The following is a 19314-nucleotide window of genomic DNA, read 5'->3' as shown; positions in this document are numbered from 1 at the left end:
CAGTAAGATATCCTACGCCCGTTTGTTCAGCAAGTAACGTACGGTTGTCAGCAGGTTGGTCGGCAGGTACGGTTTGGAGATCATCATGCCGTTATCGCCGACCTGGGCTTTCCGCTGTACGGTATCGGTTGCGTAACCGCTGGTAAAGATGACCTTTATCCCCGGTTCATGCGCTATGATCTCGTCATAGGCCTCTTTCCCGCTCTTTTTGGGCATGATCATATCAAAAAGCAGGAGCTGAATTTTCCCCTTGTGCTCCAGGTATTTCTGCACCGCATCTTCGCCGTCAACGCTAACGATGACCTCATAACCGAAATTACGCAGGACCGACAGCGCCATGTTGCGCACAGTTTCGTCATCCTCTGCCAAAAGGATCGTCTCTGTCCCTCGAATCGGCTTATTGTTGGTCAGATCGGCATTCTGTTTGTTCGCCGGCTGTGATGTCAAAGGGAGATATACCCGGAATGTCGTGCCCTGGCCGGGTATGCTGCTGACCGTGACATGGCCGTCATGTTGCTTGATGATGCCGTAGACAACCGACAACCCGAGACCTGTGCCTTTGCCGACCTCCTTGGTCGTAAAAAACGGATCGAAGATTTGCATGCAAGTTTCTTCGTCCATCCCCATACCGGTATCCGTAACGACCAAAACCGCTTTCGCATCGCCGGGTTCAACCCCTGCAGGGCTCTCGTCAGGCCTGATCCTTTCGGTGGCAATCGATAATGTGCCGCCATTGGGCATTGCATCGCGCGCGTTGGCGGCAAGATTCATGAGTACCTGCTCCAGCTGGTGTTCATCGGCAAATACCGGCAACGCCTCGTTATCCAGGGAGATGGAACAGTCGATATCTTCGCCGATGATCCTTTGCAGGAACTTATCCATCGACCGTACCATCTCATTCAGATCCACATTCTTCTTGACGCTGATCTGCTTCCGGCTGAACAGGAGGAGGTCCTTCGCCAGCGACGCCGCCTTGTGCGACGCAGCCAGCATGAATTCGATATTCTGCCGTTGCGGATCTTCCGGCCCCATGTTCATGAGGGCAATATCCCCGTAACCTATGACTGCGGTCAGAATATTGTTGAAGTCATGGGCAATGCCGCCGGCCAGGGTGCCGATCGATTCCATCTTTTGCGCGTGCAGCAGCTGGGCTTCCAGCTTCTTGTACTCGCTGACGTCCTGAAGACTGAGAAGAACCATTGCCTGATGAGAGACAGTGACTTTTGTCGTTGAAAAGAGGAATGTCTTGGGGGTTTCTTTTCCAGAGATAAGGAGCGGCATGGTAGTTTCCACCTGATGGTGGCTCTGGCCGGTCTTGAAAGTGTCCATAATGGTCTGCCGGATGATGCAACCCTGGCAAATTGAGCCAAATCCGCACCCTTCGGCTGAATCAAGGGCACGAACGCAGCGCAGTGCTTCACCGCTCTTACGGGCAACCATCTCGTGAACTTCAGATGAGGTCAATGAACATGCCAGGGCGTTGACCCGGCGCACTTTACGCTCTTCGTCAAGCAACAGCATGACGAAAGGCGCGTTCTCGAAGATCGTCGCCAGTTCCTGTTCCTGCTCTTTAAGGGCATTTTCAGCCTGCTTGCGCTCCCCGATCTCCCTGGTCAGCTCCGCATTGAGATGGCGGAGTTCATCCTCTGCCTGCTGACGAAGCGTCAGGGCGGTTTCGAGTTCATGGACCTTTTCTTCCAGCTTGGTCGCGACGATCCGGCTGTACTCGCGCAGATACTGCTCGTCGCTTTCGTTGATGACGGCAAAGGCAGCCGGCTCCTCTTGCCGCGCTCGCCATTTTTTCATGACTGTGCAGGTTATTTCCCATACGGCCTGGGGTTCGGCAGGTTTGGCGACAAAGGCATCGGCGCCGAGTGAAAACGCCAGTTCGGCCTCTTTTTCGCCGGTATAGGTCGATGAATAAAATATGAACGGAATTGCCTTGAGCCGTGGCTCGGCCTTCAGAGCGCGCAGGAGCTGGAAGCCGTCCATGCGCGGCATGAGGGCGTCGGACACTATGATGTCGGGAAGGTGTTTCGTCGCCTGTTCAAGCCCTTCCACGCCGTCCTGCGCCTCTATGACCGCGCAGCCGTAATGCTCGAAGGTGATCCGCAGCAGTTTGCGCGCATTTGGGATGTCCTCCACGATGAGAACATTCATGGCTGCTCCTTCTTAGTACCGGGATATCCCTTGATCTGGTCGAGCAATTCCAGAATCTTGTCGGTGATGGTCAGAGGATCAATAGGTTTCTCGAAATAGCCGTTGCAGCCTGCGGCGATGATCCGGTCACTGTCGCCCGACATTGCGTACGATGTGATGGCTATTATCGGTATGTCGCCATTGGCCTTGCTCCCGCGGATCCGTCTGGTAGCTTCGTAGCCGTCGATGTCCGGGAGGTTGATGTCCATGATGATGAAATAGGGGTGGGTGCTGACCGCCAGTTCGACCCCTTTCATGCCGGTATCCGCGGCTATTACCTCGAATCCGTGCCGCTCCAGCGCATAGGTGATAAGGCGGAGGTTATCCTTATTATCTTCTATTACCAGTACCTTTTGCATCGATTCTCTCCGGAATGCTTATGGTAAAGGTGCTTCCCTTGCCAATCTCGCTTGCGCAAAGTATATCACCGTTCAGGACTTCGCCAACCAACTTCCGGGTAAGATACAGCCCGAGCCCGGTTCCCGGCACGGTTGCCTTCATCGGTGAGTCGAGGCGGACAAAGGGTTGAAACAGCCGCGGGATGTCTTCCGGAACGATCCCGATGCCGGTGTCGCGGACGGAAATCATGACCTGTCCGGTTCCCTCTCCGGTATCCCCGCACTCGGAAGCAACTTCAACGGCAATGCTCCCGTATTCCGTAAACTTGAGCGCATTGGAAAGCAGGTTGATGAAACACTGCAGCAGCCGGCGGCGGTCCGAGTAGATAAGGAGATGCCGCAGATGTGTCTGCAGTTCAAGCTGTTTCTCCTTGATATCTTTCTCCAGGTACTGGATTCCCTCGGTCATCAGATCGAACAGGTCGAACTCTTCGTTCTTGACCTCGATCTTGCCGGCCTCGATCTTGGAGACATCGATGACATCGTTGATCAGGGTCAGGAGATGTTTGCCGGAACGGAGGATGATGGCAAGATTCTCCTTCTGTTCCTGATTCACCGGGCCGAGCCATTCGTCGCAGAGGATGCTGGAAAAGCCGATGATCGAGTTGAGCGGTGTCCGCAATTCATGGCTCATCGAGGCGATAAACATCGATTTCAGCCGGTCGAGTTCCATAAGCTTGGCGTTGGCCTGTTCAAGTTCGTCGGTTTTCTGGTTGAGATCATCCACAATATTCATCAACGCCTGCTGGTTGTCCTGAAGCTCGCTGCTCCGCTCCAGCAGTTCTTCGGTACGTTTCCGGATCAATTCTTCCTGGTTGGTGCGCTGCGTTTGCAGTTCATTTGCAAGCCGGACCTGTTCCGAAATATTGCGTGAGATGATCGAAGCCGAGACAACGTCACCTGCCGAGTCCCTGATCGGTGAAACAGTAAGTGATACGAAAATCCTTTCCCCGTTTTTACGGAGCCTCTCTGTCGTAAAATGCTCGATTCGCTCCCCGTGCTTCAGGGCGGTCATGATATCATCAATTTCCTTAATCCGGTCCGGTGGTACCAGCAGCATTATGCTGCACCCGATGATTTCCTCAGCCGCATAACCGTAGATACGTTCCGCCCCCCTGTTCCAGGAGAGGATTATCTCATCCATATCCTTGCTCATGATCGCATCATCAGACGATTCCACGATGGCGCTCAGCAAATGTTCCGATGCGGATATCTTCTGCCGGTCGGTGACGTCGAACATGGTCGAACGGCTGATAACCGGGATGCCGTTTTTATCCTTGATTGCAGTGGCGCTCACGAGAACCGGAAAGGTTGACCCGTCTTTACGAACCATCTCGAACTCAAGGTCCTTGATCCACCCCTGGGCTTTGAAGATAGGGAAGTTTTCCCGGAATCCCTCCCGGCTTTTCTCGCTGAGCAGGTCATTAAAGTTCTTGACGCCGACGATTTCTTCCCTTTTGTAACCGAGCCACTCCAGCTCCGTATCATTGATCCGGACAAAATTGCCGGACATGTCCAGGGAGTGATAACCGCACGGAGCACGGTTATACAGATCTTCCACCTCTTCCGAATACCTGCGCAGCGCCTCCTGCGCCTTTATGCGCTCGTCAAGCTCCAGCTGAAGATGCTCATTCGCTTCTCTCAGTTCAAAGGTCCGCTTGGCAACCTTATCTTCCAGTTCGTCTCTGGCTGTGCGTAGCTCATTTTCGATCAATTCGCGCTCAGCCACTTCCAGTTCCAGCTCTTCATTGATTTCGCTCAATTGATCATAGGCCTGTTTGAGTCTTGATTCGCCCAGGATCTCATTCTTCAGGACCAATGCGACGAAGCTGAAGAATGTCGGCAGGTATTGATACAGATCGCGGACACCGATATGGAGGCTCTCCATTTTGAAGACACCTACGAGATCGGGGCCGACCAGGAGCGGATAGACCCAGGTGTAGGCCTTGGTGAATTCCGGGGTTTGCATCATGGTATCGCTGAAAGGATGCTCGGCCTCAACCGGTTCTTTTGTAACAATGACCCGTTGCACCAGGTCGTCGTCGATGGTGTCGAGCCGCAACCTCTTGCCGTAGGCATCGGCAGAGAAGATGTCACTGTCTATGAAGTAGTATAGGATAATGTTGGCACCGCCAATGACATCCAGGATGTTGCGCAGCATGCAGTCGACCGTATCCTCCAGCCCCGAAACGGCGCTCACCCTGTTCATAAGCCGGATCACCAGCTGGAGGTACGACTTGTCCATGGAGCTTTTGGCGGCGCGCTCCTTCAAGTGCTCCAGTTCTTCCCTGGATATCGTGATCATATCAGTCATCTGGCCTCGCCTTGTTTGCGGGTAATCGCTTCGAGGAGGACCGACTCCAGGTGGTCGAGGGAAACGTCCAGCCAATGGAGCGGCATCCCGACCGTTTGCCCTGCAGCCTCTGCCTCGGCTGTGAAATCGCCGGAACAGGGGGTCCTGATCCCAAGAAGGTATTTCCGGTCACCCTGAAAGATGTCGCTGATCAGCTCCAGATTCTTCGTGTTGAATGTCTTGGTCAGGATCTGGTCCCAGCGGCGAGCCCAATCTTCCAGAAGGAAGTATGCGCCGTTGGCAAGCTCACTGCTGAAGAGATCATTACCCAATAGCATCTCGCAGCAGTTCTGCCCGCAGGTTCTAAAGGTGCCCGCTTTAGCCAGCATCTGCTCCATAAGGGGGTGGCAGGTGCCGTAGAGAACAATGACATCCTCTTCCCGGTGCCTGGCAAGGGAGGATGTGAGCGCTTTGGCCAGGCTGTCGAAGTCGACGTGGAGGGCGGAGTCGAGAAAGAGTGTCTCCATCGGCCAGTTGTTCCTGGCGATCAGGAAGTCGACCTCCTTTTTCAGGATACCGCACCCCAGGAGCAGCAGCCGGTCGCCGGTCATGAGCCCTGCTTTTCATAGCTGCCGTATTCATAGGCTGCTTCGAGCATGGTCCTGATATTTTCCTCCGGGATCTGGTACGGCATGACCCCGGTGCCGAACAGGAATTTTCCGCCCGGCATGCCGGCCTCGATCAACCGGCGAACCTCGGCCCGGATCTCCTCCCGGGTCCAGTCGATCAGCTTCATATCGTTGATCACCCCGCAGGTCAGTCCCCGGCCGGCGATGATCTTTTTCCCTTCGACGAGATCGTCGAGAGGACTCAGGTAGTAGACGCCGATGCCGGTCCTCTTCAGCACTGAGTCTATCACCCGATTGAAGCGGGACGTGCCGCAGTAATAGACGATACCCGCCGTACCGACTGCCTTGATGTCCCTTTCTATCCAGGGGAGGGAGTGATCGTGGAAATAATTCATCGAAACGGTATCGGTCGAGCCGAACGGGTTCGAGTAGACCAGCACATCGGCGCCGGCATCGCGATAAGCGGTCATCTCCTTGACAAAGAACTCGTGGCACTTGGTCAGGAGCGCGTCACGCAGGTCTGGCGGGCCGCACAGGAGCAGTTCCAGCCATTTGTCCATCCCCATCAGGAGGGCCGGCAGGGTCATGGTGGAGGTGACGTAGGCGCAGATCGGGTACTTGCCCCCCACTTCCCGCTTCAGGATCTGCAGGCATTTCAGCTCCTCCCGGAACGCCGGATGCGCATTCAGGTCAGTGGGGATCCGGAGTACGGCGATATCGTCGTACACCTTGATGACATAATCCTCCACATTGGGGGGGCCATCCTCTGCATACCTGATCTTCCGGCAGCCCAGCAGTTCGGCTTCCTTGCCGACATAGAAAAGGCTCCAGACGTTGTCGTGGCCGTAGCGTTCCCGCATCCTGAGTTGGGCTTCGGCGACATGGGCGCCGTCGGCGTAATACTCCTTAAGCGGCATGCCGAGTTCCTTCGCTCCCTGGTCGATCAGGTTGCAGAACACCGGAATCCGGTCCGAGACTCCCCCATTGATTGCTGCCACGAGCCTCTCCATGCCGGTAATCATGGTTGCACCTCCCGGATCAGGTCGGTGATGATCTTACCGGCGCTGATACCGTCCTCTGCCCAGGCATCGGCCTGCACGGTCCGGTACAGCTCATGATCGAAACGGAAAGGGGCGCCGCCGACAATGATCTTGATCTTTCCTTCGAGCCCCCGTTCCTGCAGGAGCTGCCGCACCCTGAGACAGCCGTTTTCGCCCCGGGCGGTATGGGCCATCATTGCCGAGATTCCTATTACCCGGGCGCCATGGGCGACAGCTTCAGCAACGAACCGTTCCGCAGGCACATTGACCCCCAGATCGGTCACCTCGATCATCTGGGCCTTAAGGCATCCCATGACGATCCTTTTACCGAGGGAATGCAGGTCTCCTTCGGCGGTGCCGATAACCACCCTGCCGATCACCTGGGGAGGCTTGCTGAAATGGGCAAGCATCTCTTCCGTAACCTCGGCTGCGATCTGCGCGGTCATGAAGTGCTGGGCCAGGTTGGCGTCGAAATCCTCGCTGATCGACTTGACCATCTGTTCGATGGCCGGGATCACGATCTTGAAGATCACATCCTCCGGCGAAACTCCCTGGGTGATCGCTGAGTGAATAACATGCAGGGCCTGCTCCCGGTCGGTGTCGAAGATCGCCTCGTTGTACGATTTTATAATCTGCTCCAGCATGGGGCCTCCTGTGGCGGCAGCCGGTGAGCGTGGTATGGCTATCAGGGTTCCAGTGCCATCGGCCGCAGGTAAAGTGCCGATATGAACTGCTCTTCAAATTCCGGTACCTGGGCCAGGTTGATGATCCTGGCAATGTTTCTCATTTTATCCATGGCTGCCGAGCGGTCAGGGTGAATAAGAAGTATCTCGCAACCGGTCAGCGCGCTGTTGCCGCACAGTTCGACCCGGTCAGGGTCAACTTGGGGCAACATGCCGATCTCCCGGGCGTTTCCCGTATCGAGGTAGCGGCCGAAAGCTCCGCAGATACAGATGCGCTGCAACTTCTCCGGAGTCAGACCTGCTTTGCTCATAACGGTCCGGATACCAGCAGCGATGGCTGCCTTGGCTCGCTGGAACCCGTCGATATCGCGCTTTGTCAGCGCCAGGCCGGTTCGCCCCTTTATGATGGCCAGTCCCTGGTCGCCGATATCGGGTAAAAACTTTCCAATGTTATTCAGTATACCAGCCCTTCTCAGGTTGGCGATTATATCCACCAGACCGGAGCCGCAGATCCCGAGTGGTTCGCCTCCCCCGAGCACTTCAAAACGAAAGCCGGCAGGGTGGGATTGCGGTTCAAACCTGTGGATAGCCCCTGGCTCTGCCGGCATGCCGCAGCTGATGCCGCACCCCTCGAAGGCCGGTCCACCTGCTGCGGAAGTAGCCCAGAGGGTAGTGCCGTCCCAGAGTGCTATTTCGGAGTTGGTACCGAAGTCGATCAAAAGCGCGCCTGCTGTTTGTTCGGTCAGCCGGGTGGCAAGCGCCGCGGCCAGGAGGTCGGAGCCGATGAACCCTGCCAGCGGCGCTACCACATCTATGGAAGCTTGGTCGCTGATGCCCCAGAGGCGGCGCCAGGAATCGGTTTCCTCCGGCTGGCAATCGATTGCGCCGGTCCAGTGGGCAGGTTTTAAGAGCAGATCGTAATTTCTCCCTGTCAGCAGGGTGAGCATGACGCTGTTACCGACAATGACAACCCTGTTGATCTTCGCCGGCCGATACCCCTCGATTTCTGCAATATCGATCAGTGCCGCGCCTATGGCATTCCGCGTCAGCTGCCCGATCTCGGCGGCGCGTTCCAATGACTCGCAAGCGGCGTTAAGTCTGTTCATGATGTCGCTGCCGAAAACCGCCTGCGGGTTGGGGCCGATGCGGCCGGCCAGTCTTTCCCCTGTGTTAAGGTCCCAGAGGGCAAGGCGTATCCGGGTTGTCCCCAGGTCGATTGCCATGCCGAGGGCAGTCTCTGCTTTCCGGTGGCGCTCGTCCCGGGAGGGTTGCCAGTCGGCGTCCGGTGGTAAACTTCGCCAGTCAGCGGCCAGGAGAGGGGACGGGATCGTCAGGGTGAGATCTCCGCATGGGTATACCTGGCAGGCAAGCCGATCCCCTTTGCTGATCTGCTCCGGCCGCAGTCTTCGCAGTTCGTTCGCTGCAGGGGGATCTGTGTCCCCGGCTTGGATCCGCACGATACAGAGCCCGCAGGCCCCAATCCCACCGCAGCCGGCGCGCACCGGGAACCCAGCGTTCACCAGGATCTCCCTCAGTGACATCCCGGGGGGGCAGGGAACAACATGTTCCCCGTTGTCGGTTATTATCCGTAAGTATGCCAAGCTCGTTGTCCTATTTGCCGTTTTCCAGCTCCCTGATCCGCTCTTTCAGCTCGATCATACGGAGTTCCCTGCCGACAAAGATCTTGTTCAGCCGAGCCAGTTCACTGTTTTTAGCCTCCAGCTCCGCGGTCCGTTCCTGAACGCGTTGATCGAGCTTTTCATTGAGAACCTTCAATTGTTCCTCGGTCTGTTTGCGTTCCGAGATGTCGCTCCAGATCGTGAGGGCGCTTATGACCGTCCCGTTGGCATCGAACTCCGGGACTACGCGGACATACCAGCAGATCGGATTGCCTTCCTTGGTCCAGGAAAGGTCGATTTTGGTTACAATGCCGGAGTCCATGGCTTCCATCAGCTTTTCCGTAAAGGCCACAGCCATCGGCGACAACTCGGTTGAGAGTTCGATCGGCGATTTGCCCAGCACCTGCTCAGAAGTGAGATTATTCACCCGTTCGAATTCCGGGTTGACGTAGATACGTCGCCCTTCCCGGTCGTAACGAACAATGACATCGGGCGAATTCTCCACCACGGCGCGAAAGGCCTGCTCGCTGGCGTGGAGCTGCAGTTCCGCCTCTTTCCGCTCGGTGATATCGGCAATGAGTTCAGTTGAGGCGTAATTTAATGATTTCTCAAGTGTTTCTATCTCGATTGCATCATGTTCGACCTGAATCAGGTTCCCTTTGCATTCATGCAGCTCCCGGGCAAATTGAGCCAGTTTGTCGAGTGCAACCGCGGTTGGCCGGAGTACGATGAAAATCATGGCGGCGCTGCCGATGATCCAGAGCAGGGCGAGGATCAGACTCTGCGTCCATGTCGCCACCTGAGCCTGTTTGATGGACGCCAGGGAGAACTCCGCCTTTATCCAGCCGAGTCGGCTTCCGGCCGAGATCGGGTACCAGAAGGTCATGATGTCCCCGGTGATTACATGGGATGGTACGGTAGTAGCGGGAGGGCGTGTCTGTCGGATCCCCGACTTCGAAACCAGGTTGCCATCGGATCTTCGTATGACATCACCGACGATCCGGCCGTCAGGTTCGCAGACCTGCAGACTGATTACGTTTGGCAGCTCCGCAGATTTGAGGAGAAATGCTTCCAACTCGGAGTAATCCTGGAGAATCAGATACCGGGCGCAATTCTCCGCAAAATGTTTGACCATGACCGACGAATGCTCACGCATCTCCGTGATTAGCCTGTCTGAATGGCGCGTTGCAGTCACCCATCCCGAGAGAATTCCGGTAATGCAAAGCACAATCGAGACCAGAAGGATCATGCGGTTGTTCAGCCGCCCAGGGAGCAGGGTCATTTATTTGCCCCAATCAGTCAGTGCCCTGATGTCGATAATCTCCAGGGGCTGGTAGTCTTTCCGGTAATCGGCAACAACCGGAGCAGGGAGCCTGATGGCACGTAACAGTTCGGCCCCGTTCTTGTCCGAGGCTATTTCAAGTATAGCCCTTATTATGCGATCCTGAACCTCTTGCGAAACCCTGGGGTGCGCGGAGAGCGGATGGGGAGCAATCTTCGGGGTCTCGATTATGGAGTGAAGCTGCTCTTGATTCTCCTTTGGCTCCCGTTCCAGTTCCGGAATAAACACCGCACCCGCGGCCGACTTGCCCAGTAGAACGCTTTTAATCACGTTTCTCGTCGAACCGGCGTAATTACTGGCAAATGATAACGGTTGTTCATGTTTGGCCAGCAGATGGCGGACAAAGACGCTGCACAGGTTTTTGTTCCCCACGAACGAGATGGTCTTGCCGCTGAGATCGTCAATGGTCCTGTAGGGGGAATCTTTCCGCACGAACAGCCCGATCGAAACAGGTTTAGCACCCCGCACCAGGGGAACGTACCGGTGTGTCTGGTAAGCGATAACAGTCTGGATCGGGGAGGCGAAGATGAAATCCGGCGTGCCGTCGCCGATCTCCCGCTCGAAGTCGGCCATCCGCACGAACAGTTTCAGGTTGAACCTGACGCCGGTCTTTTCCGTCAATCGCTCCAGAACGGGGGTCCATTGTGTATGCATGGCAACCGTCTGTGCAGAAGGGATGACCGCAATGCTGTACAATTTCCCTTGTTCCGCATTCGCCTGGGGAACGGCCCAAATCAAGAAAATGACCAGAAATTTGACCAGAATAAACATTTTTAGCCGGCCAGACGAGAATATCCGCTTATCCGGAATCAATATCATGTTGCACCTCAAGTTTCCGTTTCCAGCTCCCTGATCCGTTTCTTTAGATCGATCATCCGGAGTTCCCTGCCGATAAATATCTTGTTCATCCGTTCTAATTCCGTATTCTTGGCTGCCAGTTCCGCGGTCCGTTCCCGAACCCGGTTTTCGAGCTGCTCGTTCAGCGCCATGATCTGTTCTTCGGCCTGATGGCGCTCGGTGATATCTATGAGCGAAACCAGGATTTTGGAAAATGTCTGTTCAGTGCCGGGGCATATGGAGAAATACACGGTCACTTGCCGGGGCTCGCCCGTAAGGGTCTTGACCACGGCGTCTTGCGTCATATTCGTTCCCCCGTTCCACAGGCAGACCAGTTCCTTCCGGAATGTCTCGAACGACTCCGGGGTAAAAGTGTTGACCAATCCTGCGAACAGCTCTTCCTTGGTTGCTGCCCCGTGCAATGCCAGGGTAGCCTGGTTTATATCAATGATCTTTACCTGTTCCGCACAATGCAGAACGGTTTCGGGATGCTTGGTTAAGTACTGCTCGATATCGGTGACACCCTGATTTTTCAGGTCATCGAAAATGGCCTTAACCGCGGAAAAATCCTCTTCCCAGATCGAGACCGGCGAGTTTTCGAAGACCATGCGATACCGTTCCTCGCTCTCATGCAGATCACGATACATCAACAAACCGGTCATTGTGTCGGCAAGCCGTCTGCCGATCTCCTGAAGGATTCTTTCCTCCTCTTCGGTCCAGACACGCGCGTAAGAGCACTGATGCAGCCCGAACATCCAAGGTTTGCCGATTTTGGGGTGGATAGCCTCGCAAATTTGAGAACGCCAACCGAAATCCTTAGCCACTTGTACAGGCACCAACTCCTCTGCTCCGGGACCCAATTTCACCGGGCCGTTTGTCGCCAGCACCACCCGATACAGCTTGGCGACCTCTTCGTCCATCGGATAGGGCGTTCCCATGGCCAGATTGCCAGGATACTCAGGCTTGGTGCGTTCAATGAGCGCTTGCCAGAAGGACGCTCGGGATCGCACGGATGGATCAGCCACGCCCGGTCGCACTCGAAGATCGCAAGCACAACATCGAGCAGATCGCTCATCATCTGTTCAAGGTCGTTCGCTCCCTGCATCGCCCGGTTGACCTGGTCCATGCTTTCAAAGAATCGGAGGTGAGCGAGACGCTCCTGTTCCAACCGCTTGCGGTCGGTCATGTCGCGCACCAGCGCCAGGTTATAGCTCTGTTCGTTGTATTTAATGAAATTTGCGTTGATCTCGACGGGAAGAATGCGACCGTCCCTGGTCTTGTGGCGCCCCTCCATGGTTATCGTGCGTTGGGCCGCGAGTTCCTTCCAGTGTTCGGACCAGCGTTCCGGTGGAAAGTCGGGGTCTACATCAGCAACCCCCATGCCGAGCAGTTCGTCGCGGCTATAGCCCAGGATCCGGCAAGACTCTTTATTCACGTATTGAAAGTGGGAGTGCTCATCGATCAGGAAGGCTGCCTCATGCACGTTGTTCAGGGCAAATTCCATTAGCGCCGCGTCCTGGCCAGTCTGTTTGACGGCAGTGCGTGTGCGCAGCACCGTAATACCGAATGCCAGATCGCCAGCAAGTTCCTCAAGCAGCCTGATTTCATTGGGGGAGAAGGCGTTGGCTTCCGCGGCATAGATGCACAATGCTCCGAAGGGGGTTTCGTTTTCATTTTTTAGGGGGAGGGCAATTGACGAGCGGTAGCCCCGTTGTGCAGCATTATCGCGCCAGGGAAGGGCTTGCGGGTCGCTGGCAAAGTCCTGGATGCAGCTGATTGCGCCGTCTCTGATAGCTTTGCCGGAAGGGCCGCGTCCCCGGTCCGTATCGCCCCAGGTGATTCTGGCCTCGGTGAGATACCCTTCCTCTACTCCGGCCCAGGCGACCGGACGGATGGTCTTGACGTCGTCGTTTTCCGGGTATCCCACCCAGGCCATGCGGTATCCGGCCTCGTCGCAGATGATCCGGCAGAGGTCATTCAGCAGTCTTTGCTCGTCGGAGGCTTTCATCAGAATCTGGGTGCAGTTGCTGATGGCCCGCAGTTCCCTGTTCAGCCGATGCAGGGCTTCCTCGGCCCGCTTCCGTTCGGTAATATCCTGGATGACCCCTATGACCTTCAATGGGTCGCCGTGCTCGTCCCGATGCAATTCGGCGATGGATGCTATGATTTTCGGTTCCGAGCTGTTTCGGGGGTTGATTTCAAATTCCAGGTTGTATGGCGTGCCGGCTTCAATCAAGTCGATCAATGCCTTATGAACCCGTTCCCGTTCCGTGATGCACTGTTCGACGTCATCGGTTGAAAAGCTGTCCTGGCCGGGATCGAAGCCGTAGATGCACTTGGCTTCATCCGATCCCCAGAACTCGGTTGTCTGAAGATTGTATTCCCAGTTTCCCACATGGCTTATGGCTTGTGCCATGCGATAACTCCCCAGGCTGGTCCGTAACAGTTCTTCCGCCTGCTTGCGCTCGGTGATATCAACAAAGGAAACGATAATCATCGTTATCTCCCCGGAATCGTCGTATTCCGGTTCGGCATTCACCAGCACCCACAAAGCATGATCCAAGTCTGGCCGGTAGATTCCCAGCAGATGGTTCCTGAGCGGCCGCCGGGTGGAGAGAACCAGGCTTACCGGATATTCGGCGACCTGCAACACCGAGCCGTCCTCCCTCAGGAAACGCCATTCCTGATCGATCAACTCCTTGCCGAGGAGCTGGCCGGCGGAAAACCCGAGCAGCTCCTGCGCCAGAGGGTTGCTGTCCATTATGCGGCCCTGGCTGTCATGGAGTATAATGGCGGCCCGGACCTTATGGATGAGCGAATTCGGGTTTGCAGCTCGCATACTTTTCCTCGAAATTGGCGTAGTCCCGCGAAGCCTCCAGGATCTCTGGGTTCGGCTATGCCTGCTTCCCCTCCAGCGCCGCGATCTTCTCCTTCAAAGCCACCATCCGCAGTTCCCTGCCGACAAAGGCCTTGTTCATCTCTTCAAGATCATGATTTCTCCGTTCAAGCTCCCTGGTTCGGTCCCTGACCCTTTGTTCAAGTTCCTCGTTGAATCTGAGCAGTTTCTCTTCGGCAAGTTTGCGCTCTGTTATGTCGGTAATAATTCCATCGTACGACAGAAGCTCTCCCTCCGGACCGATGCGGGGAACCAGCGTGGTCTGGACCCAGCGGATCGAGCCGTCTTTGTGTTGAAGCCGGTGTTCAAAGGTATCGGTGGTTCTGGATGTAAGTACTTGTTGGGCAGCGTCAACAACTGCCTGCCGGTCATCCGGATGAATCATCCGGTACCAGAGCTCGGGGTCGTCTGTGTACTCCTTGGCCGAAAAGCCGGTTACCGACAAGCAGCCGGGACCGTGCACTGTTGAGACAGGCTTGCCGTCTTCCATGACAACCGTGTACAGGTAGCTGGTGACCGATGCAAGAAGGTCCCGGAAACGGCCCTCGCTTTCTCGCAGGTTATTCAATGTCGCATTCAGTTCAGCGGTACGCTCTGCAACCAGTGCTTCAAGCTGCTGTTCGTTCATCTCGATCGTCAGACGCTGTTGATACAGGTCGCAAAACAGGCGGATCTTGCTCCGAAGGATGGTCGGCTCAATCGGCTTCAGCAGGTAGTCGAACGCCCCGGCCTCGTACCCCTTGAATTGATGTTCCGTGTCATTCATGGCCGCGGTGACGAAAATTATCGGCAGCCGGCTGGTTTTCGGGTTTGCCCTCATCAGCTCGGCGGTCTCGTAACCATCCATGTCAGGCATCCGGACATCCATGAGAACGATCGCGAAATCATGCTTCAGTGATAGGCGCAGCGCGTCATTACCTGATGTTGCCTTGAAAATATCAAGCCCCATATTTTCCAGGATCCCTTCCAGGGCGGTCAGGTTTTCGGCTCGGTCGTCAACCAGCAGGACCGGTATCTTGGTGTTTTCAGTCATTTTATTGCCCCCTCACTGACAGGAGTAATGCCGCAACCAAGCTCAGCATCTGCTGCATGTTATCCTTTGATTTAGTTCTCCAGCTCCCTGATCCGCGCCTTCAGTTCGACCATTCTCAGCTCCCTGCCGACGAAAATCCGGTTCATCTTGTACAGCTCGGCGTTTTTCTCCTCCAGCTCAGCCGTGCGCTCCTTTACCCGCTGTTCAAGGCTCTCGTTCAATCGCTCCAGTTCTTCCTTCGCCTTTTGCCGTTTTTCAATCTCTTCTTCCAGCAAAAGAGCCTTCTCCTGCAAGCTTTCCTGCGCCCTCTGCCGTTCGGCGACCTCTTCTTCCAGCTCTGTCGTCTGGAGATGCAGCGTCTCCTCGGCTCGTTTGCGCTCGTTGACCTCGGCCTGCAATGCGCTGTTGATCTCGGCCAGTTCGGCGGTTCGTTCCTCAACTCGTTTTTCCAGGGAATTCTTTGCTTCCCGCAGCTCAGCGGCACCATTGGCAAAGGCTTCAGTGAGAAGGTTTACTCCGTTCATCAGGTTGCGCCACTCGCCACGGAACGACTCGGCGTTGCCTCGGCAATCCAGTCGCCCTTGCTTGACCGCCACAACAAGAGCGTCAGTCTCGCGCAGCACCTGCTGGATAATCATTTTCATCCGCTGAAATGCGTTGGCCAGTGTACCGATCTCATCGTGCCGATGTTTTTCCAGGTCCTGGCTGAACTCCCCGTCGGCTATGCCGTTGGCAATCTGTACGATCCTGGTGAGCGGCCGGAGTGCCAGAGTTATCAGAATGTACACTATGGCGCTGCTCCCTCCGGCAAAGAGAAGCAGCAGCAGCACACTCCGCTCGACAATCTTCTGTTCGGCGGCCCACATTGAGGCTTTTGAAAATACCAGTCTGACCCAGCCGATATGCTCTCTGAACGTCTTATCGCTGTCGGTTTCATGGAGGATATCCGTATCTTCCGGCACTCTCTCCGCAAAAATCGGGGCATAGAAAACAAAGGAATCTTCCCGTTCCGAGATGACAACCGGCACCTTCGGCGTCAACTGCGGCACTGTTCCGGAGATCCGTGGGCCTTCATGAATCAGCTCCTTCATGCTGCTGTCATAGAACGTAACGGCTGCCACATCGCCCCTGGCTTTCAGGAATGAAGTGATATCCTTCAAAAGCCGCGGGCTGCCCGAAAGAAGGGGCAATTCACCATTCTTGGTCGCCATTGAAGTTATGGCTTCTGCACGTTTGACGATCTCGCTCCGTATGATCCCTTTCTCGGTTCTGATCGACTCGTAGGTATAGATGAGCGAGATACTGACAATGACGGCAATGGTAAAAAGAAGCGCTTCTATTTTGACGGTTATTTTCATGGGACGATCCCCTTGGCGGCTCGCATAAGCCCATCCGGCACCTGAATGCCCATTTTTTTAGCGGTTTCCGTGTTCAGGTATACATCGAACCGTCTGGCAGGCGCGGGGGGGAGTTGATCGGCGTGCGCCCCCCTTATTACCAGCGATGCATATTCACCGATTTCCCTCCCCATGTCGGTCAAATCAGCTACCAGAGCGAGCAGGGCGCCATCGCGTACCTGCCTTTCCGAAATCCCCAGCAGCGGGATTCTTTTTCTGAATGAAAGCAGGTAGACCTCTTCCATGGTCGCGGGGGTCAGCAGTTGCGCGTTTGGCAGGAGCAAAATAGCATCGGTATTACTGAGCGTTTTCAGGGTATCAACCAGTTCGATACTGCTTTCCACGCTGTAGGAATCAAGACGCGACTTGCTGCCGCCGTTCAGAAGACGTAACTGCTCCCCGCTGCCGACAACGGCTACGTATTTTATGGAATGGAGATGTCTGTTGAGCAGATCGGCATACTCTCGGGCAGGAGTGGCCATGTAAATACCGGTTGTGTTCGGTCTTTTGAGCGCAGAAGGGGTGAGGACAAAGCCGTAAATAACGGTGATGTGTGCCGGCAGGTTCTGGGCTTCGGCAAGCGCGCCCCTGCCAAGCGGGATTACGATGCGTGGCTGCTCCTTGGCAACCACCGAACGGAGTGTCCCTTTGACATCGTCGCTGGAATAGACCGTTATGGAGCTTTTCAGGGTTTTCCTGATGCCGGAGATGATTTCGGCGACCAGCTTCAGCCGGGTATCTCCGATAATCAAGACCTCTGCCGCCGTGGCCTGTGACGCAGGCATGGCCAGAGTCAACAGGATCAGGAGCACGGTCAGTATGTGGGCAGATAATTTTTGCATCAAAACCTCTAACTACTTAAAACTTGTACAGCAGGTTCGCCAGCACCGAGATCCCTTCACGGGGATAATCGCCCGGAATCTTCTGGGCGGCCCCGGAGGTGTCCGGATCGGAGTAGCGCTTGTCAAACAGGTTGTGTACCGCCACCTGAATCTCCAGCCCCTTGTAAAAATCATGGGCCGTAGCGGCCAGGTCCACGGTGGTATAACTCGGCGACTCCGCCCTGGTGTCGCCCGTGTCGCGCGGCCTCGGACCGGTCCAGTGCAGATCCGTGTGCAGAGTCACATTGCGGGTCAGGGCGTAATTCAGGCTGCCGGTGGCGCGATGGGCAGGTACGTAGGGGAGGCGCTGTCCGGTGAGATCATCGCGGGGGGCCTGCCAGGCATAGGTCGCCCGCCATTGCAGGGTGGTAAAGGCGCTGCCGTTCAAGCCGAGCTCCACTCCCTGGGTCACGGATTTGCCGATATTGCGCTCCACTGCAGGTGTGACGGAGCTGTCCTTATTGATCAGGTTGTCGATGGCACTATAGAAGTAGTTCAGGTCAATGTTCAGCGCCCGGGAAAGGCGGTAGGTGGCGCCGGCCTCCCAAGTCTCGATCCGCTCCGGTTTGAGCGCCGGATTGCCGAGCACTGCCGGGTTGTTGATGTCATACAACTCTTGGAAGCTGGGGGCCCGGAAGGCCCGGCCGTAGAGGAGTTTCAGATCCACTTCGTCCAGCAGGTTCCAGACCAGGGCGGCGCGCGGATTGATCGTGCCGCCGAAGTCGCTGTAGTGATCGTAGCGTACCCCCGCCGTCAAGTTGAGCCTCTCCAGCAGTTGCCACTCGTCCTGCAGATAGGTCGCCCAGATCTGTCGGCTTGTCTCCCTGTTCCAGTCTGCAACCTCCTGGAACGCCCCGATATCAGCGTAGGTCAGCGGATTGAAGTTGGCCATCTGCTTGACGTAGTACTGCTGCATGCCTTCATAGGCTAGGCCGACGATCAGCCGGTTCCCCTTGAAGGGGGCCCAATCGACCTGAATCTCCGTGCCGAACGTCCTGTCTTTCACCTGGGGATTGCCGATCATCCCCTGGGGAAAGCCTCCGCCGAAACCGTTCGGGAAAATCTTGACGTGCGAGTCCTGGCCATAGTGGTCGTAGGAGAGCTTTATATGGGCAGCCAGGGTGCCGGAGAGGCGCAGGTCGTAGGCCAGTTCCCCCCAGTAGTTCTCCTTATCGCTGTACGAGTCGTCCGTGAGGGCATTGCCCATGCCGATGTAGTACCCTTTACGCGAGGTGAGGTAGTGCCCCCGGAAGGAGAGGTCGCCATAGATCACCTTCAGAAAGGCATCGGTCTGTTCGGCATCGAGATGCGCCGTGCCGGGCGCCATGGAAAAGGGTGTGCTTCTCAGGGCGTCGGATTCCACGTGCAGTTTCGGGCCGTTAGTCCGGAAATAGTCGAAGCTTCCCGAGGCGGCCAGCTTGTCGCCTGAGGATACGGCGCCGACCAGATTCCCCTTGAAGGTGTCGAAGCTGCCGCCGTCGATCTTTGCCTCCACGCCGTCGATCTCGTCGGCATCGTGGGTAATGACGTTGATGGTGGCCACGAAGGCGCTGCTGCCGTAGAGGGCCGAACCGGGGCCGCGCACCACCTCCATCTGTCTGATGTTCTCCACCGGGAGCGCATCCGCCACCTGATACAAGGCGCTGCCGTTAATGTTCCTGTTCAGGGAATGGCCGTCGATCATGACGAGGATCTTGTCGTTCATGCTCGTCCTGATGCCGCGCACCTCGACCATGTTGACCCCCCACGCGTTGGTCGATATCCCGATTCCAGGCACCATCTTCAGCACGTCCCGCAGGTTGCGCGCCCCCATGTTCCTGATCTCGTCGGCGGTGATGACCGTGGCGATGGCCGGGGCTTTGTGCAGCGGGGTAACCCGCCTGGTGGCGGTGACCAGGTCGCTTTCTTCGTACAGGAGTTGCAGTTCGGCCTGTTCGTCGGCGGGTGCCGCCACTTGGTCCTGAGGTACAGCGCTCTCAACCGCCCTGGCATGTGCGCCAATTGACATCAGGTACAACAGCAATGACACCGCGATTGACGTTTGGACTCTCATAGCTTTACTCCCTT

General features: G+C 56.1%; 15 protein-coding genes. All 15 read right to left on the bottom strand.

The window, feature by feature from the left end; all coding sequences use genetic code 11:
• Positions 1 to 12 precede the first annotated feature (12 nt).
• The gene (locus tag OR1_RS15105) at positions 13 to 2160 is read right to left on the bottom strand and encodes a response regulator (RefSeq protein WP_052440506.1); all 2148 of its coding nucleotides are present in this window, start codon (positions 2158 to 2160) and stop codon (positions 13 to 15) included.
• Positions 2157 to 2558, bottom strand: a complete 402-nt coding sequence (locus OR1_RS15100; protein WP_041972727.1) for a response regulator — start codon at positions 2556 to 2558, stop codon at positions 2157 to 2159. Before OR1_RS15100 ends, OR1_RS15105 begins: the two co-directional genes overlap by 4 nt.
• The gene (locus OR1_RS15095) at positions 2530 to 4911 is read right to left on the bottom strand and encodes a PAS domain S-box protein (protein WP_041972726.1); all 2382 of its coding nucleotides are present in this window, start codon (positions 4909 to 4911) and stop codon (positions 2530 to 2532) included. Before OR1_RS15095 ends, OR1_RS15100 begins: the two co-directional genes overlap by 29 nt.
• On the bottom strand, positions 4908 to 5501 hold the full coding sequence (locus tag OR1_RS15090; RefSeq protein ID WP_041972725.1) for a DUF1638 domain-containing protein: 594 nt from the start codon (positions 5499 to 5501) through the stop codon (positions 4908 to 4910). The genes OR1_RS15095 and OR1_RS15090 overlap by 4 nt, the downstream gene beginning before the upstream one ends.
• Positions 5498 to 6541, bottom strand: a complete 1044-nt coding sequence (locus OR1_RS15085) for a uroporphyrinogen decarboxylase family protein (RefSeq protein ID WP_041972724.1) — start codon at positions 6539 to 6541, stop codon at positions 5498 to 5500. The genes OR1_RS15090 and OR1_RS15085 overlap by 4 nt, the downstream gene beginning before the upstream one ends.
• Positions 6538 to 7203, bottom strand: a complete 666-nt coding sequence (locus OR1_RS15080; protein ID WP_041972723.1) for a B12-binding domain-containing protein — start codon at positions 7201 to 7203, stop codon at positions 6538 to 6540. Before OR1_RS15080 ends, OR1_RS15085 begins: the two co-directional genes overlap by 4 nt.
• Positions 7204 to 7244: 41 nt before the next feature.
• A complete protein-coding gene (locus OR1_RS15075; protein WP_052440504.1) occupies positions 7245 to 8843 on the bottom strand; it encodes an ASKHA domain-containing protein in 1599 nt (532 codons plus the stop codon).
• Positions 8844 to 8853: 10 nt separating this feature from the next.
• Complete coding sequence (locus tag OR1_RS15070; protein ID WP_041972721.1) at positions 8854 to 10143, bottom strand: PAS domain S-box protein; 1290 nt, start codon at positions 10141 to 10143, stop codon at positions 8854 to 8856.
• Complete coding sequence (locus tag OR1_RS15065; RefSeq protein ID WP_052440502.1) at positions 10144 to 11022, bottom strand: phosphate/phosphite/phosphonate ABC transporter substrate-binding protein; 879 nt, start codon at positions 11020 to 11022, stop codon at positions 10144 to 10146.
• An 8-nt stretch (positions 11023 to 11030) separates the two neighbouring features.
• Positions 11031 to 11978: a PAS domain-containing protein gene (locus OR1_RS21015; protein ID WP_082002983.1), complete on the bottom strand. Its 948-nt coding sequence runs from the start codon at positions 11976 to 11978 to the stop codon at positions 11031 to 11033.
• Entirely contained in the window at positions 11903 to 13879 is a 1977-nt protein-coding gene (locus tag OR1_RS15055; RefSeq protein ID WP_041972720.1) for a PAS domain S-box protein, read from the bottom strand. The genes OR1_RS21015 and OR1_RS15055 overlap by 76 nt, the downstream gene beginning before the upstream one ends.
• A 55-nt stretch (positions 13880 to 13934) precedes the next feature.
• On the bottom strand, positions 13935 to 14969 hold the full coding sequence (locus OR1_RS21010; RefSeq protein ID WP_052440498.1) for a response regulator: 1035 nt from the start codon (positions 14967 to 14969) through the stop codon (positions 13935 to 13937).
• Positions 14970 to 15040: 71 nt separating this feature from the next.
• Positions 15041 to 16327 (bottom strand): HAMP domain-containing protein, encoded by a 1287-nt coding sequence (locus OR1_RS15045; protein WP_041972719.1) that lies wholly within the window; start codon positions 16325 to 16327, stop codon positions 15041 to 15043.
• Positions 16324 to 17208, bottom strand: coding sequence for an ABC transporter substrate-binding protein (locus tag OR1_RS15040; RefSeq protein WP_041972718.1), 885 nt, complete (start codon positions 17206 to 17208; stop codon positions 16324 to 16326). Before OR1_RS15040 ends, OR1_RS15045 begins: the two co-directional genes overlap by 4 nt.
• 16 nt (positions 17209 to 17224) lie before the next feature.
• On the bottom strand, positions 17225 to 19300 hold the full coding sequence (locus OR1_RS15035) for a TonB-dependent siderophore receptor (protein ID WP_041972717.1): 2076 nt from the start codon (positions 19298 to 19300) through the stop codon (positions 17225 to 17227).
• Positions 19301 to 19314 lie beyond the last annotated feature (14 nt).

It is taken from the genome of Geobacter sp. OR-1 (assembly GCF_000813145.1).
GTDB lineage: Bacteria > Desulfobacterota > Desulfuromonadia > Geobacterales > DSM-12255 > Geoanaerobacter.
This window is presented reverse-complemented; position numbering and strand designations above follow the sequence as displayed.

Excerpts from the sequence above, each read along its gene's own strand:
- OR1_RS15105 (WP_052440506.1), bottom strand. The coding sequence starts at position 2,160 with ATGAATGTTCTCATCGTGGAGGACATCCCAAATGCGCGCAAACTGCTG.
- OR1_RS15100 (WP_041972727.1), bottom strand. The coding sequence starts at position 2,558 with ATGCAAAAGGTACTGGTAATAGAAGATAATAAGGATAACCTCCGCCTT.
- OR1_RS15095 (WP_041972726.1), bottom strand. The coding sequence starts at position 4,911 with ATGACTGATATGATCACGATATCCAGGGAAGAACTGGAGCACTTGAAG.
- OR1_RS15090 (WP_041972725.1), bottom strand. The coding sequence starts at position 5,501 with ATGACCGGCGACCGGCTGCTGCTCCTGGGGTGCGGTATCCTGAAAAAG.
- OR1_RS15085 (WP_041972724.1), bottom strand. The coding sequence starts at position 6,541 with ATGATTACCGGCATGGAGAGGCTCGTGGCAGCAATCAATGGGGGAGTC.
- OR1_RS15080 (WP_041972723.1), bottom strand. The coding sequence starts at position 7,203 with ATGCTGGAGCAGATTATAAAATCGTACAACGAGGCGATCTTCGACACC.
- OR1_RS15070 (WP_041972721.1), bottom strand. The coding sequence starts at position 10,143 with ATGACCCTGCTCCCTGGGCGGCTGAACAACCGCATGATCCTTCTGGTC.
- OR1_RS15065 (WP_052440502.1), bottom strand. The coding sequence starts at position 11,022 with ATGATATTGATTCCGGATAAGCGGATATTCTCGTCTGGCCGGCTAAAA.
- OR1_RS21015 (WP_082002983.1), bottom strand. The coding sequence starts at position 11,978 with ATGGGAACGCCCTATCCGATGGACGAAGAGGTCGCCAAGCTGTATCGG.
- OR1_RS15055 (WP_041972720.1), bottom strand. The coding sequence starts at position 13,879 with ATGCGAGCTGCAAACCCGAATTCGCTCATCCATAAGGTCCGGGCCGCC.
- OR1_RS21010 (WP_052440498.1), bottom strand. The coding sequence starts at position 14,969 with ATGACTGAAAACACCAAGATACCGGTCCTGCTGGTTGACGACCGAGCC.
- OR1_RS15045 (WP_041972719.1), bottom strand. The coding sequence starts at position 16,327 with ATGAAAATAACCGTCAAAATAGAAGCGCTTCTTTTTACCATTGCCGTC.
- OR1_RS15040 (WP_041972718.1), bottom strand. The coding sequence starts at position 17,208 with ATGCAAAAATTATCTGCCCACATACTGACCGTGCTCCTGATCCTGTTG.
- OR1_RS15035 (WP_041972717.1), bottom strand. The coding sequence starts at position 19,300 with ATGAGAGTCCAAACGTCAATCGCGGTGTCATTGCTGTTGTACCTGATG.